Below are 17,348 nucleotides of genomic sequence, written 5' to 3' on the forward strand. Positions count from 1 at the left end.
CGCTTTGCTGGCGGCTTCTATCCGTTTCGGATCATTTGGGGTCGGGCTATCGAGCGACTAGGGTGCAGTATGGGCGGGGGCAGGGAGCGGCGATGGTCTGGGCGAAGCTGAAGAAGGATGCCGAAGGCCGGGTGGCTGCGGCGCTGCCGCTGGTCGATCATTGCCTCGACGTGGGTGCGGCGATGGCGGCGGTGTTGCCGGCATGGACCCCGGCGCTGACGGCGGCGGCGGGACGGTCGCTCACCGATCAGGATATCGCGCGGCTGGTGGCGCTGGCGGCGCTGCACGATCTGGGCAAGGCCAATCGCGGGTTTCAGGCGCGGATCGACCCGAAGGCGGATCAGCGGATTGGCCATACCAAGCCGGTCGCGGCGCTGCTGTTGCAGTCGAAGCTGCGGCGGCATCCGGCGGCGGTCGCGATTGATTCGATCCGAATCGACTGGGGCGCGGAACAGCATTTCGCGGCGGTTATGGCGCATCATGGCAAGCCGCTGGCGGTGTTCCGTGACGATCCAAAGTTCGATGACTGGACGGGATACACGAAGCACTGGATGCCCGGTCCTGACGGTGACCCCGCCGCCGACGTCCTGCTACTGATCGACGCGGTGCGGGCGCGCTGGCCGCTGGCGTGGGGGGCGGGGGAGCGGCTGCCGTCCGCCCCGCGTTTCGTCGCGTTGTTCGCCGGGCTGGCGACGCTGGCCGACTGGCTGGGGTCGGATACGCAGCGCTTTCCGGTCGACGGGCCGCAGGGCGCGGAGCGGGTGACGGTACGGGCGGAAGCGGCGCTGGCGGCGGCCGAGGCGCGGGGGTTCCGCCCGCTCGATACCCCGCCGGGCGATTTCGTCGCCGCATTTGGCTATGCTCCGTTCGATTTCCAGCAGGCCGCCGCCGGCGATCTGGGACCGGTCGCGCTGATCGAGGCGGAGACGGGATCGGGCAAGACCGAGGCGGCGCTGTGGCGCTGGCTGGAATTGCGGCGGCAGGGGTTGGTCGACGGGTTGTTCTTCGCGCTGCCCACGCGGTCGGCAGCGGTGCAGTTGCAAGCGCGGGTCGATGCGATGCTCCGGCGCGTCTGGGGACCGGACGGCCCGCGCGCGGTGCTGGCGGTGCCGGGCTATCTGAAGGCCGGCGATGCGAGCGGGCAGGCGTTGCCGGGCTATGCGGTCCGCTGGGACGACGGGGCCAAGGGTGAGGAACGTTGGGCGGCGGAGCGCGCGAATCGCTTCCTCGCGGCGCGGGTCGCGGTGGGAACGATCGACCAGGCGCTGCTGGGGGCGCTGCCGGTCAAGCACGCGTTGTTCCGGTCGAGCGTGCTGGCGCGCAGCCTGCTGGTGGTCGACGAGGTCCATGCGTCGGACGCTTATATGACCGGGCTGCTCGACCGGTTGCTCGACCAGCATGGGGCGGCGGGCGGGCAGGCGTTGCTGTTGTCGGCGACGCTGGGCGCGGCGGCGCGGGCGAAGCTGTTGCGCCAGCCCTGCCCGTCGCCCGAAGCGGCGGAGGCGGTGCCCTATCCGGCGCTGTCGGGACGCGGGGTGCCGCCGCGTGCTGCCTGCGGAGCCACCGGGCGCGACAAGTGCGTGTCGATCCAGATGGCGCCGATTCTCGACGACGCGCAGGCGATCGCGATGCGGGCGGTCGAGGCGGCGCGCGCCGGGGCGGCGGTGCTGGTGGTGCGCAACAGCGTGGCCGGCGCGGTCGCCGTCGCGCAGGCGGTGGCGGCGATGGATCAGGCCCTTGCCTTTGCGGTAGCGGACGTGCCGACGGTCCATCACGGCCGGTTCGCCGCGCAGGACCGCCGGAAGCTGGACGATGCGGTGACGGCGGCGTTCGGGAAGGAGCGGACGGGCGGCGGCCGGGTGCTGGTGGGCACGCAGACGCTGGAACAGTCGCTCGACATCGATGCCGACCTGCTGATGACCGATTTGGCCCCGATCGACGTGCTGCTGCAACGCATCGGGCGGCTGCACCGCCATTCGGCGCGGGCGCGGGGCGGGTTCGTGGAGGCGCGCGCGATCGTGCTGCGGCCGGCGGATCGCGACCTGACGCCGCTGCTGAAAGGGCGGGCGCTGCACGGGCTGGGCGGGGGGAAGCGGGTGGCGCCCTATCCCGACCTGCTGCCGGTCGAGGCGACGCTGGCGCTGCTGGAGGCGATGCCGTCCATCGTCATCCCGCGCGACAACCGCCTGCTGGTCGAGCGCGCGCTGCATCCGGTGGTGCTCGATGCGCTGGCCGAGCGGCTGGGTACGGCATGGCGGAACCACCGTAGCGAACGCAGCGGCGGGGCGGCGGTCGATGCGCAGGCGGCGGGGCAGGTCGCGCTGGACCTGCGGCAGCGGTTCACCGAATTGCCGCCGTTCGACGGGGGAGAGGCGGTCGCCACGCGGCTGGGCGCGCGCGACCTGCTGGTCGACCTGCCCGAGCCGCTGGACGGGGCGTTCGGCGGGACGATCGACCGGATCGCGATCCCGGCGTGGATGGCGCAAGGAGCGAGTGGCGCAGAGGTCGAGCGGATCGATGGACGGCAGTTTGCGCTTGGCACGCACCGCTTCCGCTACGACCAATGGGGACTGGACCGCGCCTGAAGCAAAAACGGGGGGCGGGTATAACCGGCGACCATGGGCAGGTTGACGCGGCGTCCGGATCGCTTGAGGTTCGCGCTTTGTCACGACCGGAGCCGCCATGACCGCATCCGCCGCCGCTGCGGTTCCTTCCCCTCCGACGCTGCCGGGACGGCGGGCGATGCTGGTGTACGGGCTGCTCGGCTTTGCCGCCGGGTTGCCTTTCTACATGTTTTCGACGGTGCTGGTGCTGCGGTTGCAGGCGCATGGCGTCGCGCTGACCGTGCTGGGCTTTTTTGCGTGGGTACAGTTGCTGCCGACGCTGAAGTTCGTGTGGGCGCCGCTGCTCGACCGCTATGACGTGCCGGGGTTCGCGCGCTTCTGGGGCAAACGGCGCGGGTGGATCATGCTGGCGCAGCTGGGCATCGTCACCGCGATGGCGGCGATGGCGTGGACGTCGGACGATGCGTCGCTGCCGCTGACCGCGTTGTTCGCGGTGCTGCTCGCCTTCTGGACCACGACGCTGGAGGTGGCGGCGGATGCGTGGCGGATCGAGCTGTTCCCGACGCAGGACCAGCAGGGGCCGATCGTCGCCGCGAACCTGTGGGGATATCGCAGCGCGATGGTCGCGGCGGGCAGCGGGGCGCTGTTGCTGGCCGACCATGGCGGCTGGGCGTTGGCCTATCTGGCGATCGCGGTGGCGGCGTTCCTGCCGTTTCCGATGCTGGTGGCGATGCGGCCCGATGCGGCGCGCGGAGGCGGGCGGATGGTGGCGCTGGCGACCGGGTTGCTGGGCGGGGCGATGATTCTGAGCGTGGTCGCCGCGGTGACGGCGGCGGTCGGCTATGCCCTGTTGCAGGCGGCGGCATCGATCGGGATCGACGCCAGGAGCAACGTGACGCCATGGGTGCTGGGGCTGTGCATGGTGCCGTTCCTCGCCATGGCGGCGGCGGTGCCGTGGATCCGGACGCTGCCGGCCACGCACCGGGCGCGGACCTCGACCGCGATCGGGCCGTATGTCGATTTCTTCTGGCGGTATCAGACGGCGGCGATCGTGCTGATGGCGTTCGTGTCGCTGTACCGGATGGGCGACGTGCTGGCGCTGAACCTGTCCAAACCGATGATCAAGGGGCTGGGATATTCGCTCAGCCAGATCGGGCGCGCCGATGGCGTGGTGGCGTTGGTGGCGAGCATGGTCGGCGTTGGGCTGGGCGGCTGGATGGTGACGCGGCGGGCGATGGCATGGGCGCTGGCGGTCGGCGCGGTGGTGGCGGCGATCGGCAATTTCGGCTTCGTCTGGCTGGCGCACCAACAGGTCAGCGAGGCGATGCTGTATGTCGCGACCGGGCTGGACCAGTTCGGCAACGGGTTCGCGGGGGCGGTGTTCGTCGTCTACCTCTCGCTGCTGGTGAACCCGCGTTATCCGGGCGCGCAATATGCGTTCCTGACGGGGTTCGCGTTCCTGTTGCCGCGGATGCTGGCGGGCGCTGGCGGGTCGATGGTCGGGGTGATCGGCTATGACGGGTTCTTCCTGTTGTCGGGCGCGCTCAGTCTGGCGGCGATCCCGATCCTGCCGGCGCTGACCCGCATCCGTGCGCGGAAGGACGACGCATGATCGACCGCGCCTTTGCCCTCGCCGCCGCCCATGTCGCGGACGGGCGGATACCGGGCGCGACGCTCGGCATCGTCACCGCCGACGGTACGCGGTCGGTGCGGGTCGCCGGACTGGCGCAGCGCGTGCCGACGGTCCAGCCGTTGACCCGCGAGCACTGGTTCGACCTCGCCTCGGTCAGCAAGGTGATCGCGACCACTCGCTTCGTCCTGCAACTGGCGGAGGCGGGGCGGATCGATCTCGACCGGCCGCTGACCGATGCGATCCCCGATCTGCGGCAATATGACGTGGCGGGCGCGGCCGAGCGGCGGCTGACGTTCCGCGACTGTCTGGTCCATCGTACCTTCCTGCCGGCGGTCGAGCCGATCTATACCTATGGCGACGATCCCGCCCGGCTGCGCGCGTTCGTGTTGCAGCGGGCGTGGCGGCAGGGACCACCGGTCTATTCGGACATCAACTTCATCCTACTGGGGATCGCCATCGAGCGGATCATCGGCGCCGGGCTGGACGCGCTGCCGCTGGGGTCTGGCCTGAGTTGGGGTCCGCCGCCGGGGCCGGCGGTCGCGACCGAGCATTGCCAGTGGCGCGGGCGGGTGCTGGTCGGCGAGGTGCATGACGAGAATTGCTCGGCGATGGGCGGGCGGACCGGTCATGCCGGGCTGTTCGGGACGGTCGATGGCGTGCTGGATTTCGCGCTCGGGCTGCTCGACGGGAGCGGGGCGTCGGCGGCGATGCTGGATGCGATCCGGACGCCGGTCGAGGGGCATCGGACGGCGGGCTGGGAAATCCGCTTTCCCGGCTGGTCTGGGGGGCAGGCGTGTTCGGCGGAGACGATCGGCCACACCGGCTTTACCGGGACCGGGCTGTGGATCGATTTCGAGCGTGGGGTGGCATGGACGCTGCTGACCAACCGGGTGCATCCGACGCGGCATTTCGACAGCGGGATTTTCGCGTTGCGGCCGGCGACGGGGGACGCGGTGGTGGCGGGGTTCGATGCGGTGGGTGGTATCTAGTTTTTTCGTTTGGGATCAGGCGGTTGGGTGGTCCTGCCGGTTTCAAAGGTCACAAAGGCCACACTTGCCGCGTTTTGGTGTGACGTTTCGGGTTGGGGTGCGGAAGGACGGGGATGGCGATGGGAATGAGCCTTGCGACGGTAGCGGGGTGGGGTGGTGTAGGAAAGCGCTCCGGTCCGTCTGATCGTCACCCCGGGCTTGATCGAGGCCTTTGCGAACGTCGCAAGCTTGGCCAAAAATGCGCCGTACCCCCGCGAAGGCGGGGGTCCAGAGCCAAGCAAAACAACGGCTTGTGCGTGGAACCCTGGACCCCCGCCTGCGCGGGGGTACGGCAGGGGGCGGGAATCGGTACTTCCGCAGGGGTCTCGCAGAAGCCCGGGTCCTGCCTCCCGACCTGCATTCCCCGGCAAGTAGGATCACCCTCACCCTTCCGCGGCTTTGCCGCTCCCTCCCTCTCCCGCCGGGAGAGGGGAATTTACGGCCCTTCGATCACGTCGCGCAACACGCCCAGAAACTCGCTGGCCAGTGCGCTGGGCGGGCGGTCGAGCAGGTGCATGGCGTGGAGGTCGAAGGTCAGCGACGGCTTCAACGGCCGCATCGCGAGACCTTCGGAGAGGGACGCTTCGGCGGTGAAATTGTCGACCACGCTCAACCCCACGCCGGCCCGGACCAGCGCGGCTGCGATGTAGAAGGTGCGGGCGGAGGCGATCTCGTCCAGTTCCAGCCCCAGTCGGTCGAGTTCGTGCGCGAACAACTGGCCGATCGGGCCGCTGGCGGCCAGCGTGATGAACGGCCGCCCGACCAATTGCGGCAGATCGATGCGCGGCGGCGCGTCGGGCAGGTCGGCTTCGCGGTACAGCACGACCAGTTCGCCCTCACCGAGCCATACCTTGCCCAGCGGTGCGCCGCGCGGCACTTCGGCGGCAATGGCGATATCGGTCTCGCGTTCGTAGAGTTTGCGCAGCAGGTCGTCATGATGGACGGTCTGCAAGTCGAAGCGGACGTCGGGGCGCTTCGCCATGAACCGTGCGACGGCGGTCGGCAGCGCGCCGAGGGCGAGGCTGGGCAGCGCCGAAATACGCAACGTCGCGCCGCCGCCGCTGCGCAGGTTGCGGCCCGCCTCGCGCAGCGCGCGGACCCGCTCCTGAATGTCCGCCACATCGCCGAACAGGGCATGGGCGTCCTCGGTGGGCACGAGGCGGCTGTTGGTCCGCTGGAACAGCTCGAAGCCGAGCAGCGTCTCGGCATGGCGCAGCGTCTTCGACACGGAAGGCTGCGAGATGTTGAGCGCGCGGGCCGCCGCGCTGACCGATCCGTTGACGTAGACGGCGTGGAAGATTTCGATGTGGCGCAGGTTCATGGGGCTGCCTGCCCGCGATAGCGCGCTTCGTCCAGCCCGTCTTCGGCGCGCGCCACCAGCGTCGCGACGGTCAGGTTGGCGCTGGCCGAGGGGACCGTCCGCGTCATGTCGAGCAGCCGGTCGAACGGCAGCACCAGCCCGACGACCAGCGCGGTTTGTTCCGCGCCGACGCCGACCGCGCCCAGCATCGCCGCCAGCATGAACAGCGAGGCGGACGGTACCGGGGCGGTACCGAACGCGGCGAGCGCACCGGTCAGCAGCATGACGCCCAGCATCCATGCGTCGGGGACGATGCCCAGCGCCTGCAACGCGAACTGGCCAAGCAGCCCGACATACATCGCCGTCCCGTCCTTGCCGATGCTCGCCCCCAGCGGCAGCACGGTCGAGGCGATCGGGCGGGCGATGCCGAGATGGTCCTGCGCCACGCGCAACGCGACCGGGAGTGTCGCCGAGGAGGAGGCGGTCGAGAAGGCGACGACCAGCGCATCGACGATTCCGCGAAAGAAGCGCGCCACCGGCAACCGCGCGACGAAGCGCAGCAGCCCGGCATGGACCAGCATCTGCGTGCATGAGGCGAGGATCACGCACAGCGCCAGCCAGCCGACATGGACGAACACCGCCATGCCGTTGGCCGCGACGGCGTTGGCGATCAGCGCGAGCACCCCGAACGGCGTCACCTCCATGACGATGCGGACGAGGTGGAGAAGGACGGCGGCCAGCCCCTGCAACAGTGTCACGACCGGCTTGCCCGCTTCGCCCGACACGACGCTGGCGATGCCGAGCAGGACCGCGACGAAGATGATGGCAAGCATGTCGCCCTTGGCCAGCGCATCGACGATGTTGACCGGCACGATGCCGAGCAGCTGGTCGGCGGGGGTCACCGCCGGTCCCGGCACATGCGGCGCGACCCCGGCCAGCACGATGCCGTCGCCCGGCTGCAGCAACAGGCCGAAGCCCATGCCGATCGATACCGCGAGCAGGGTGGTGAAGGCGAACAGCGCGACCGTCCGCCCGCCGATCCCGCCCAGCCGGCGCGGATCGCCGAGCGATGCGATGCCGGCGGCGATGGTGATGAGCACCACCGGCACGACCAGCATCTTGATGAGGCGGACGAACAGGTCGCCGATGATCTTGATCGCCGCCGCGCCCTGCGGCCACAGCAACCCGATCGCGATGCCGAGCAGGAGCGCGCCGACGACGCGCTTCCACAACGGAATCGCGAACCAGCCGCGCATCAGGCGGGGTTGCCCCAGAAGCCGGGGGCGGGCGGTGCCAACATGCCGCCGCGATCGGTGACGCCGCCGGGGCGGTCTTCGCTGAGCCAGAGCGGCCCGTCGAGATCGACGAACGCGGCCTGTGCCCCGAGCAGCATCGCGGGGGCGATCCCCAGCGACGAACAGACCATGCACCCGACCATCAACCCGAACCCCTTTGCGCGTGCCGCGTTCGCCAGCGCCAGTGCTTCGGTCAAGCCGCCGGTCTTGTCGAGCTTGATGTTGACCACGGCGTAGCGGCGGGCGAGTGCGTCGAGATCGGCGGCGGTGTGCAACGCTTCGTCGGCGCAGACCGGGACCCGGCTGTCGAACCCGGCCAGCGCGCCGTCCTCGCCCGCCGGCAGCGGCTGTTCGAGCAGGTCGATGCGCCATTCGGCGAGACGGGGGCGGAGTGCTTCCAGCGTGTCGATCGTCCAGCTCTCATTGGGGTCGACGATCAGCCGGGGATCGGGTGCAGCCGCACGGACGGCGGCGATCTGCGCGGCGGGGTCGGTGCGGTCGACCTTGATCTTGAGCAGCGGGACGTGCGCAACCTTCGCCGCCGCGCGTGCCATCGCGTCGGGATGGTCGAGGCCGATGGTGATCGTCGACGGCAGCGCGACCGGCTCGGCGATCCCGGCCAGCGTAGCGACGCTGGTCCCGGCGAGGCGCGCTTCGAGATCCCACAGCGCACAGTCGACCGCGTTGCGCGCCGCGCCGGCGGGGAGCAGCGCGGCAAGGTCGGCACGGGTCGCTCCGGCGGCGATGTGCGATCCGATCGTGCGGATCGCAGCGAGGGTGTCGTCGATGGTCTCGCCGTAGCGGGCATAGGGAACCGCCTCCCCGCGCCCGACCGCTTCGCCCTGCCGTACCGTCACCGTGACGACATCGGCCGCCGTCTTGACCCCGCGCGAGATGCGGAACGGGGTGCTCAGGCCGAAACGGTCATGGGCGAGGTCGAGATGTCGAAGCATGTCTGCATCCAGTCGATGATCGGGTCCGCGCCGAAGCGATAGGGGTCGGTGCACGGCAGACCGAGCGCCGCGCCGGTTTCGGCGCACAGCGCGCGCGCTTCGTCCTCGCCCAGCTTCGCGGTGTTGAGCGCGATGCCGACCGCCTGCACATCGGGACTGGTCAACCGCGCGACCGACAGGTTGGCGGCGAGGCAGGTGGCGAGGTCGGGCAGCGCGTAATGCGGCAGGCCGCGCATGTGGTCGCGCGACGGATCATGGCACAGCACCAGCGCGCGCGGCTGTGCGCCGTGGAGCAGCCCGGTCGACACCCCGGCAAAGGACGGGTGGAACAGCGATCCCTGCCCCTCGATCAGATCCCAGCCCTCATCGCCCCGCGCCGGGGTGATCGTCTCGATCGCGCCCGAGATGAAGTCGGCGACCACCGCATCGACCGGTACGCCCGAACCGGCGATCAGGATTCCGGTCTGTCCGGTCGCTCGGAAATCGGCGCTGATCCCGCGCGCGACCATCGCATTACGCAACGCCAGCGTCGTGTACATCTTGCCGACCGAACAATCGGTCCCGACGGTCAGCAACCGGTTGCCCGCGCGGCGCCTGCCATTGCCGACCGGCAGGTTGGCGGGCGGATCGCGCACGTCGAACAGCTGCACGCCGGCTTGCCGCGCGGCGCCCACGATCTCCGGCACGTCGCGCAGCCGCTGGTGCAGGCCGGAGGCGATGTTCATGCCCACCGCGATCGCCGCCAGCGCGTCCTCGATCAGCGCGTCGCCCATCGTCCCGCCGGCATTGGCAATGCCGAGGATCAGCGTATTCGCCCCGGCTGCGCGCCCCTGCGCCGCATCCATGCGCGGCAGGCCCAGCGTCAGCGGGCAATCGTCATGCCGCCATTCCCCGACGCAATCGTCCGGCCGGAACGCCGCGACGCCCCGCGACGTCTTGATGCCGACCGCGTCGTCGGAATGGCCGAGATAGAGGAGAAAGGGTCCGGGGATCATCGCGCACCTGCTGACTGTCGGAACGATGGGATAGGGCCGGGGCGGGCGGATCGCCGTATCGCGCGAAAATGTCGACCTATAGATGGAAGCTATGGTGAGCTTTCCCCTCGCCGGAAGCGAGGGGAGTCAGGTCGCCGGACAGTGCGCGGGCGTCGGGCGCAGCAGCACCCGTCCCGGCGCGGCACCGGTGGTCGCCCCGTCCTTCAACGCCATCCGCCCGTTCACGAACAACGCCTTGACCCCGACGCTCGGCACCCGCGGGTTCACGTAATCGGCGCGTGGCGCGTAGCCTGCGGGATCGAACACCACGACATCGGCATAGCGACCGGGCTTCAGATACCCGCGCCCCGCCATCCGGTACATGTCGGCGGTGGCACCGGTCGACTGGCGGATGAACTGGCCTAGCGTCAGCACCTTCCGCTCGCGGACATAGACCTGATATTTGCGGGGAAAGGTCGCGTACTGGCGGGGATGGCCGTTCGATCCGTCCGAACTGGTCACTACCCATGGCTGGCGCATGATCCGGTCGACATCGGCGTCGATCATGTTGAAGCTGGCGACCGAGACGCCGGCGGGTTCCTTTCCGGTCTCATCGGCCACGCGCAGGATGCGGATCGCGGCGTCTACGGGATCGATGCCCCACAGCGCCGCCATCTGCCCCAGCGTCTTGCCGGTCCATGGCATGTCCGCGCTGGTCAGCAGCAGCGATTCCTTGCCGCCGCGCCGGCGCAGATTTTCGGCCATCTCGATCTTGATCTTCGCCAGCGTCGCCGGATCGTCGAACCGCGCGATCAGCCTGGGATAGCCGCCGTCATTGGCCCAGCGGGGGACGAGCGAGGCGTCGACGCTCGACCCCGATGCCAGCCACGGATATTGATCGGCGGTGACGTTCTGCCCGGCGTTGCGCGCCGCCTCGATCACCGCGATCAGCTCGGGTGCTTCGCCCTGCACGTCGACGCCGAGGGCTTTGAGATGCGCGAAATGGACCGGCATCCCCGCCTGCCGCCCGATCTCGATCGCTTCCTTCGTCGAATTGAGCAGGCCGATCGTATAGTTGGATTCGTCGCGCTGGTGCGTGTCGTACATGCCGCCCCGGATCGCCGCCTCGCGCGCGACCGCGACCACTTCGTCGGTCTTGGCGAAGCTTTGCGGAGCATAGAACAGCCCGGTCGACAGGCCGTACGCGCCTGCGCACATCGCCTTTGCCACCAGCGCCTTTTCCTGTGCCAGTTCGGCGGGCGAGGGGGCGCGGTCGTCCTGTCCCAGCACGCGTCCGCGCACCGCGCCGAAGCCGACGAACGGCGCGACGTTGGTGCCGATGCCCGCCTTGGTCAGCGCGGCGGCATCCTCCGCGACGTCGGGGGTGCCGTATCCGTCGACGCCGATCACGATCGTCGACACCCCCTGCGCCAGCCACGGCAGGTTAAGCCGCGCGGTGGCGTCGGGGGAGCGGATATAGCTGTCGGGATGGGTATGCGCGTCGATGAAGCCCGGCGCGACGATCGCCCCGCGCGCATCGACGATCTGCGCCGCCCGCGTGCCGCGTGACCGCCCGACATAGACGATGCGGTCGCCCCTGATCTCGACATCGCCGGTGATCGGCTGGCCCTCGCCACCGTCGTAGATAGTGCCGCCCCGGATCACGACATCGACGCCGGGCGCCGGCGCGGCCCCGATCAGCAGCGCGCACAGCGCGATCGGCGGCAGGCGGGTCATCGGTTCTTCCCCTTCAACGTCATCCGCCGCGCGACCTTGCCATCGATCGCGGCACGACTGAACAGCAGCGGCAGCATCCGCCCTTCGATCCATGGGCGATACTGGTCGCGATAATAAGGCGAGCGCGGATCGTTCGACTGGCCGGGCAGGTTGAGGAACAGCGAATTGTCCCACGCACCGACATCGATGACCTGCATATAGCTCGCCCCGCCGCCGACCCGCCAGCCGGGGCCGTCGCCCAGCCAGCGCGCCATGACCGTGAAGCTGTCGCCGCCCGATCCGCTGCCCTCGATCGGGGGAAAGGCGGCGGCGATCGCCGGGATGCGCGACAATGGATGCGCGATCCGCACCTGATGCAGCCGCCCCCAGCGCCACGCTGCCGGATCGGGACCGAGCAGGCCCTGCGCCGTCTCCCACGACGACGCCAGCGCATCGCGCACGATCGCCGGATGCCGGGGCAGCAAGTCCAGAAGCACCGATGGATCGATCTCGGGCACCAGCGCCTTGGCCCGGGTGGGGACGATCGCCGCCAGCATCCGTTGCGACAGGTCGCGCCACAGGATTTCGAACAACGCCGCCGGACCGCTGTCCGCCGCCAGCCGCCCGTCCCAGCGGCGCAGTATGTCGCCGGCGGGCGAGGGGCTGGCGGGCAGCAACGCCACCAGTTGTCGCGCGGGGGTCGACAGCGTGTCGAATTGCAGCGTTACGCTGTCGGCGATGCTGTGCCTTGGCTGGCGGGCCAGCACGTCGGCGATCCGTTCGTAGCGATAGGGCGCGCGGAACGAGAAGGCGGGGATGCGGTCTCGCGGCCAGTCGGTGGGCAGGTTGTTCTGGTTGGCCGATGCGAACCAGCCCTTCTTCGGATTATATTCGTTGGGTAGCGCGGTGAAATCGGTCATGCCGGTCCAGTCGAACCGCCCGTCGCCCGGCACCGGCAGCAGGCCGTCGCCCTGTTTGCGGACCGGCGCGAAGCCGATCACCTGCCACCCGGTATTGCCGTCGATATCGGCATAGTGGAAATTGGTCGGCGACGGATGCAGCCGGAACGCCTTGCGCAGCGATGCCCAGTCGCGGGCAAGGTTGATCGCGATCATCGCGAACGATCCGCCCCCGCCCGGCAACATCGCGATCGACGCCAGCACGCTCGCCCGCCGCTTGCCCGGATCGTGCATCACCACCGGTCCCTGCACCGAATAGCGCAGCGTCGCGACATAGGGTGCGCTGCCCTTGACCGGGATCGCCACCTCGACCCGCTCGAACCTTTTCCAGCCGCCGCCATGGCGGTAGCGTTCGGGATCGGCGGGATCGAGGTCGAGGATGAACAGGTCCTGCTGGTCGATATGGAAATTGGTCCGGCCGAACGCGAAGCGATCGGTATGGCCTTGCATGATTCCCGGCAGGCCGGGCGCGCCACCGCCGATCACGTCCAGTCCCGGCGCGCTCAGATGCACGACATGGCGCGGGCCGAACCCGCCAATGCCCAGATGCGGATCGTTGGCGAGGATCGGCCGTCCGGTCGCGGTACGGCTGCCCGCCACGGTCCATGCGTTGCTGCCGGCATTTGCGCGCTCGGCTGGTCCCTCCGCCGGTTCGCGCACCGGGGTATCGGGACCGAAGGGCAGGCCGCCCTGTCGCAACACGCCGAGATCGGCGGGCGACACGGCGGTCACGTCCAGCCCGGCGGGGACGGTCATCCGCCACGCCGGGCGCAACGGCGCGACGATCGCGTCGAGGTCGAGCATCCCGATCGCCGCCAGCTGCGCGCGGCGGACCTCGTCATCGGCGTTGCCGATCGCGCTGCCGCGCGCCAGCACCATATCCTCGATCGCCCATTTGATCGGGGCCACGCCGAGGATCGCATATTCCTGCGGCAGCAGCGTGCGATCGGCCAGCACCTCGTCGATGCGGGCGTTGATCCCGGCAATATAGGCGCGGGCGCAGGCCAGGACGTCGCCGGGCACGCGGCGCAGTTCGGCATGCAGGTCGCCGCGATAGTGGAACAGTCGCGCGGTCGCGTCGTGCTTCGCGAAATCCTCGCCGAACGCCTCGGCCAGTCGGCCCAGTTCACGGCGATGCGCCAGATCGATCTGGAACAACCGGTCGCGCGCGACGACATAGCCCTGTCCGTAGAAGGCGTCAGGGATCGTCGCGGCGCGGATATGCGGCACGCCATGCACGTCGTCGACGATCTCGACCGGTGCGGTGAGCGTGTCGCCTCGCGGCGGGAAGCCGCGTGCCTCCAGCGCGAACGGGGTCAGCGCCAGTGCGGCGGCCGATCCGGTCAGAAAGGCTCGGCGGTGCATCATCGGCGTCCCTTGCGTTGTGCCGTCCCTCGTCCGACGGCGACGGGCCGATCCTATGTCAGCGTACCGGCGACCGGGTATGACAACCACTGTCCGCGCCATAGGGCATGTTTATGGCAGAGGCATCGTTGGCCTCTCGTAATCCGCCAACTTCATCGTCACGCCGGCCTTCGCCGGGGTACGGCTCGGTTTGGTTTGGCGCGCGACGTTCGCTGAAGTCTCGGTCATGCCCGGGGTGACGACGACGAAGCCGGTCACCAAACCATAACACCCGTCTATGCCCTGCCGAAACGATAGCATCACGTCTCGCTTGACGCGCATCCCTGCCGACGCGCAGCTTCGCCGCTGTCCGACACGACCGGCGCGCGAACGACCGGATCGGCGGATGCCGCAGGAAAGCGCAATGTCAATATATCGGCCCGAACCGGGGCCATAGGGGGCCATTATGACGACTTCGATGCACTTTCGGCGGTACCTGCCTGCCCTTGCCCGCGCCTCCAGCCTCGTCGCGCTGTGCGTCGCCGTGCCGGCCTTTGCCCAAAGCGCCGATCCGGTCGCGGTCGAGCAGGCCCCTTCCGGACCGCAGGCCGATGGCGGTCCCGACATTCTGGTCACCGGATCGCGCGTCGTCCGCGACGGGTTTCAGGCACCGACGCCGCTGACCGTGCTGACGCAGCAGGACATCCAGAACGGTTCGCCGTCGAACAACATCGCCGATTTCGTGAACCAGCTGCCGGCGCTGGCGGGTGGTTTCACGCCCGCCAACTCGCGGCTCAACCTGTCGAGCGGGCAGGCGGGCATCAACACCATGAACCTGCGCAATCTGGGGTCGGAGCGGACGCTGGTGCTGCTCGACGGTCGCCGTTCCGTCGGCTCGACCGTGACCGGACTGGTCGACGTCAACACCATCCCGCAGGCGCTGGTGAAGAGCGTCGAGGTCGTCACCGGCGGCGCGTCGTCGGCCTATGGCTCCGACGCGGTCGCGGGCGTCGTGAACTACGTCCTCGACAAGGACTATACCGGCCTGAAGGTCGCGATCGACAGCGGCATCACCGACAAGGGCGACGGCGGCAATTATTCAATGAGCGTCGCGGGCGGCTGGTCGTTCGGTGGCGGGCGCGGGCACCTGCTGCTCAGCGGCGAAGTCGCGCACCGCGACGGCATCTTTCAGGTCGATCGCGACTGGAACGCGACCGGCTATGTCCGCATCCAGGACCCCGCCTGGACCACCAGCAGCACGACGCCGCGCTATCTGATCCGTCGTCAGGTGGGTGCCGCCAACTCGACGCCCGGCGGCCTGATCACCGCGTCGGCGGGCACCACCGCCAACAGCCTGCGCGGCCTGTATTTCGGCGATGGCGGGCAGGTCCTGCGCTACCAATATGGTGCGCTCACCTTCCCGTCGCCCACCGGCAGCGCCCCGCCGACGCTGACGCAGGGGGGATCGTGGCAGGTCAATGATTCGGGCCGCCGCATCGGCCTCGACCCGCGCGACGATCGCCACGGCGTGTTCGGGCGGCTGAGCTACGAAGTCGCCGACGGCGTCGAGCTGTTCGCGGAAGGGGCGTATAACCAGCAGAAGATCTTCTTCAACGCCGGGCCGAACCTGTCGACCGGCATCGCGCTCAACGCCACCGGTTGCGGTGCCGCGGCGACGTCGGCCGCAGCACCGCTGACCTGCAACGCCTTCCTCTACAACGCGCTCGGGCGCGCGGCGCTGACCGGCGTTACTGGCGTCACGCTGGCCACGACCGCCGCCGACCTGCCGTTCCGCGCCGTCGACAACGAGCGGGAAGTGCAACGCTACGCGATCGGGGCGGAGGGCTCGACCGAAGTGTTCGGCAAGCGCGCGACGTGGAACCTCTATGGCCAATATGGCCGCACCGACCAGCATTCGCAGCTGCGCAACATCATGAACAACGCGGCGATGAACAACGCGACCGCCGCCGTCTTCGCGCCCGCTGGCAATGCCGCCGGCTATGCGGCGGGGTCGATCCAGTGCCTCATCAACGTCGACGCCAACCCGAACAACAACGACCCGGCCTGCGTGCCGCTGAACCGGCTGGGCGTGGGCGTCGCGAACCCCGCCGCCTTTGCCTATATCCTCGGCAATCCGTATCGCGACGAGCTGATCGAGCAATATAACGCCGCCTTCAACGTCTCGGTCACGCCGTTCGCGACCTGGGCGGGCGATGTCAGCGTCGCGCTGGGCGCGGAATATCGCAAGGAAAAGATCCGCGGCTCGGTGCCGGCCGAGTTCCAGCCGGTTTCCTCGACCGACGCCAATGGCCGCCCGATCACGTCGAACCGCTGGTCGGTCGGCAATTACCTGCCGACCAATGGCGAATATGACGTGAAGGAAGCCTATGTCGAAACGGTGGTCCCGCTGGGCATGGGGCTCGAATTCAACGGTGCCGCCCGCGCGACGCGCTATTCGACCGCCGGCTATGTCACGACGTGGAAGGCTGGCGCGACATGGCAGCCGATCGAGGATATCCGCTTCCGCGCCACCCGCTCGCGCGACATCCGCGCACCCAACCTCAACGACCTGTTCCAGGGCGGGTCGGCCAACAGCGACGCGATCCGCAACCCGATCTACACCGCCGACGGTGCCAACGGTCCGGCGACGTTCAGCTATTCGGGCTTCGTCACCGGCAATCGCGCGCTGGGCCCCGAAAAGGCCGATTCGTGGAACGCGGGCGTCGTCATCGCGCCGCGTTTCCTTCCCGGCTTCAACCTGTCGGTCGATTATTTCCGCATCGACGTGAAGCAGGCGATCACGACCTTCAGCGCGCAGCAGATCGCGGACCTGTGCTATTTGCAGGACCAGCAATCGTTCTGCGACGCGATCTCGGTCGATCCGGTTCGCACGCAGAATCCGGCGCAGCCCTATCTGCTGATCCGCAGCCAGCCGTTCAACGCCGCGAGCCAGCTGGTGAAGGGCGTCGATATCGACGCTTCCTATCGCCTCGCGCTCGATGAATTGTTCGCCAGGGCGGAGGGCAATTTCACGGTGCGCGGTATCGCCACACGTTATATCGACAATCTGCTCGACAATGGCGTGCCGGGAACGGTGGTGCTGAATTCGGTCGGGGTGAATGGCGGCCAGTCGAGCACGCCCAAATGGATCTACCGCGTCAGTGCCGCCTATGACACGCCCGACTTCTCGATCACCGCGGTCGGTCGTGGGGTGAGCGCCGGACGCTATGCCGCGAACGGCATCGAATGTTCGACCGCCTGCCCGCCAAACGACGCCAATTTCTTCACCTATGACGACAACCACGTGTCGGGCACCTTCTACGCCGATCTCAACCTGACCCAGAAGATCCGTTGGGGCGGGGCGGGGGCGCAGTTCTTCGTCAACGTGACCAACCTGTTCGACCGCTGGCCGCTGCTGCTGCCGGAAACCGGTCTGGCGGCGAACCCGACCTATTCGGACCTGCTGGGTCGCCGCTTCCGCGTCGGTATCCGGATGCAGACGCGCTGAACCACGTTGCCCGACCGCCGGGTGTCGGCGGCGGTCGGGTGGCGTTCCTGCTCGGGCGGCCACGCTGCTGCGTC

The 17,348-nt window shown here is 69.1% G+C and carries 10 protein-coding genes; 4 read left to right on the top strand and 6 right to left on the bottom strand.

What is annotated here, in order from left to right:
* The first annotated feature begins 92 nt into the window (after positions 1-92).
* The 3 genes from ASE91_RS07740 (at position 93) to ASE91_RS07750 (ending at position 5,186) form a co-directional block, all read left to right on the top strand.
* Entirely contained in the window at positions 93-2,585 is a 2,493-nt protein-coding gene (locus ASE91_RS07740; protein ID WP_056624569.1) for a CRISPR-associated helicase/endonuclease Cas3, read from the top strand.
* 97 nt (positions 2,586-2,682) lie between these two features.
* Positions 2,683-4,176 carry a hypothetical protein gene (locus ASE91_RS07745; protein WP_056624573.1) on the top strand — a complete coding sequence of 498 codons (1,494 nt, stop codon included), beginning with the start codon at positions 2,683-2,685 and terminating at the stop codon, positions 4,174-4,176.
* Positions 4,173-5,186: a serine hydrolase domain-containing protein gene (locus ASE91_RS07750; RefSeq protein ID WP_056624576.1), complete on the top strand. Its 1,014-nt coding sequence runs from the start codon at positions 4,173-4,175 to the stop codon at positions 5,184-5,186. The genes ASE91_RS07745 and ASE91_RS07750 overlap by 4 nt, the downstream gene beginning before the upstream one ends.
* 475 nt (positions 5,187-5,661) lie before the next feature.
* Here the strand turns inward: ASE91_RS07750 and ASE91_RS07755 are convergent, their stop codons facing one another.
* The 6 genes from ASE91_RS07755 to ASE91_RS07780 all read right to left on the bottom strand — a co-directional run bounded on the left by ASE91_RS07755 (position 5,662) and on the right by ASE91_RS07780 (position 13,790).
* On the bottom strand, positions 5,662-6,546 hold the full coding sequence (locus ASE91_RS07755; protein WP_056624579.1) for a LysR family transcriptional regulator: 885 nt from the start codon (positions 6,544-6,546) through the stop codon (positions 5,662-5,664).
* The gene (locus tag ASE91_RS07760; RefSeq protein ID WP_056624582.1) at positions 6,543-7,781 is read right to left on the bottom strand and encodes a dicarboxylate/amino acid:cation symporter; all 1,239 of its coding nucleotides are present in this window, start codon (positions 7,779-7,781) and stop codon (positions 6,543-6,545) included. The genes ASE91_RS07755 and ASE91_RS07760 overlap by 4 nt, the downstream gene beginning before the upstream one ends.
* Positions 7,781-8,773 (bottom strand): N-acetyl-D-Glu racemase DgcA, encoded by a 993-nt coding sequence (gene dgcA, locus ASE91_RS07765; RefSeq protein WP_056624584.1) that lies wholly within the window; start codon positions 8,771-8,773, stop codon positions 7,781-7,783. The genes ASE91_RS07760 and dgcA overlap by 1 nt, the downstream gene beginning before the upstream one ends.
* Positions 8,731-9,768 carry an N-acetyltransferase DgcN gene (gene dgcN / locus ASE91_RS07770; protein ID WP_056624587.1) on the bottom strand — a complete coding sequence of 346 codons (1,038 nt, stop codon included), beginning with the start codon at positions 9,766-9,768 and terminating at the stop codon, positions 8,731-8,733. The genes dgcA and dgcN overlap by 43 nt, the downstream gene beginning before the upstream one ends.
* A gap of 126 nt (positions 9,769-9,894) precedes the next feature.
* Positions 9,895-11,484, bottom strand: a complete 1,590-nt coding sequence (locus tag ASE91_RS07775) for an N-acyl-D-amino-acid deacylase family protein (protein ID WP_056624589.1) — start codon at positions 11,482-11,484, stop codon at positions 9,895-9,897.
* Positions 11,481-13,790, bottom strand: coding sequence for a penicillin acylase family protein (locus tag ASE91_RS07780; RefSeq protein WP_056624592.1), 2,310 nt, complete (start codon positions 13,788-13,790; stop codon positions 11,481-11,483). The genes ASE91_RS07775 and ASE91_RS07780 overlap by 4 nt, the downstream gene beginning before the upstream one ends.
* 442 nt (positions 13,791-14,232) lie before the next feature.
* On the opposite strand from ASE91_RS07780, the gene ASE91_RS07790 reads away from it, so the two are divergent.
* Positions 14,233-17,274 (top strand): TonB-dependent receptor plug domain-containing protein, encoded by a 3,042-nt coding sequence (locus ASE91_RS07790; RefSeq protein WP_056624598.1) that lies wholly within the window; start codon positions 14,233-14,235, stop codon positions 17,272-17,274.
* Positions 17,275-17,348: the final 74 nt, after the last annotated feature.

Origin of the sequence: Sphingomonas sp. Leaf62, from assembly GCF_001421915.1 — a bacterium.
Taxonomy (GTDB): domain Bacteria; phylum Pseudomonadota; class Alphaproteobacteria; order Sphingomonadales; family Sphingomonadaceae; genus Sphingomonas.

Bases quoted from the DNA above. Each gene is read 5' to 3' on its own strand.
- dgcA (WP_056624584.1), bottom strand. From the start codon at position 8,773: ATGCTTCGACATCTCGACCTCGCCCATGACCGTTTCGGCCTGAGCACC.
- ASE91_RS07745 (WP_056624573.1), top strand. From the start codon at position 2,683: ATGACCGCATCCGCCGCCGCTGCGGTTCCTTCCCCTCCGACGCTGCCG.
- ASE91_RS07775 (WP_056624589.1), bottom strand. From the start codon at position 11,484: ATGACCCGCCTGCCGCCGATCGCGCTGTGCGCGCTGCTGATCGGGGCC.
- ASE91_RS07760 (WP_056624582.1), bottom strand. From the start codon at position 7,781: ATGCGCGGCTGGTTCGCGATTCCGTTGTGGAAGCGCGTCGTCGGCGCG.
- dgcN (WP_056624587.1), bottom strand. From the start codon at position 9,768: ATGATCCCCGGACCCTTTCTCCTCTATCTCGGCCATTCCGACGACGCG.
- ASE91_RS07790 (WP_056624598.1), top strand. From the start codon at position 14,233: ATGACGACTTCGATGCACTTTCGGCGGTACCTGCCTGCCCTTGCCCGC.
- ASE91_RS07750 (WP_056624576.1), top strand. From the start codon at position 4,173: ATGATCGACCGCGCCTTTGCCCTCGCCGCCGCCCATGTCGCGGACGGG.
- ASE91_RS07780 (WP_056624592.1), bottom strand. From the start codon at position 13,790: ATGATGCACCGCCGAGCCTTTCTGACCGGATCGGCCGCCGCACTGGCG.
- ASE91_RS07740 (WP_056624569.1), top strand. From the start codon at position 93: ATGGTCTGGGCGAAGCTGAAGAAGGATGCCGAAGGCCGGGTGGCTGCG.
- ASE91_RS07755 (WP_056624579.1), bottom strand. From the start codon at position 6,546: ATGAACCTGCGCCACATCGAAATCTTCCACGCCGTCTACGTCAACGGA.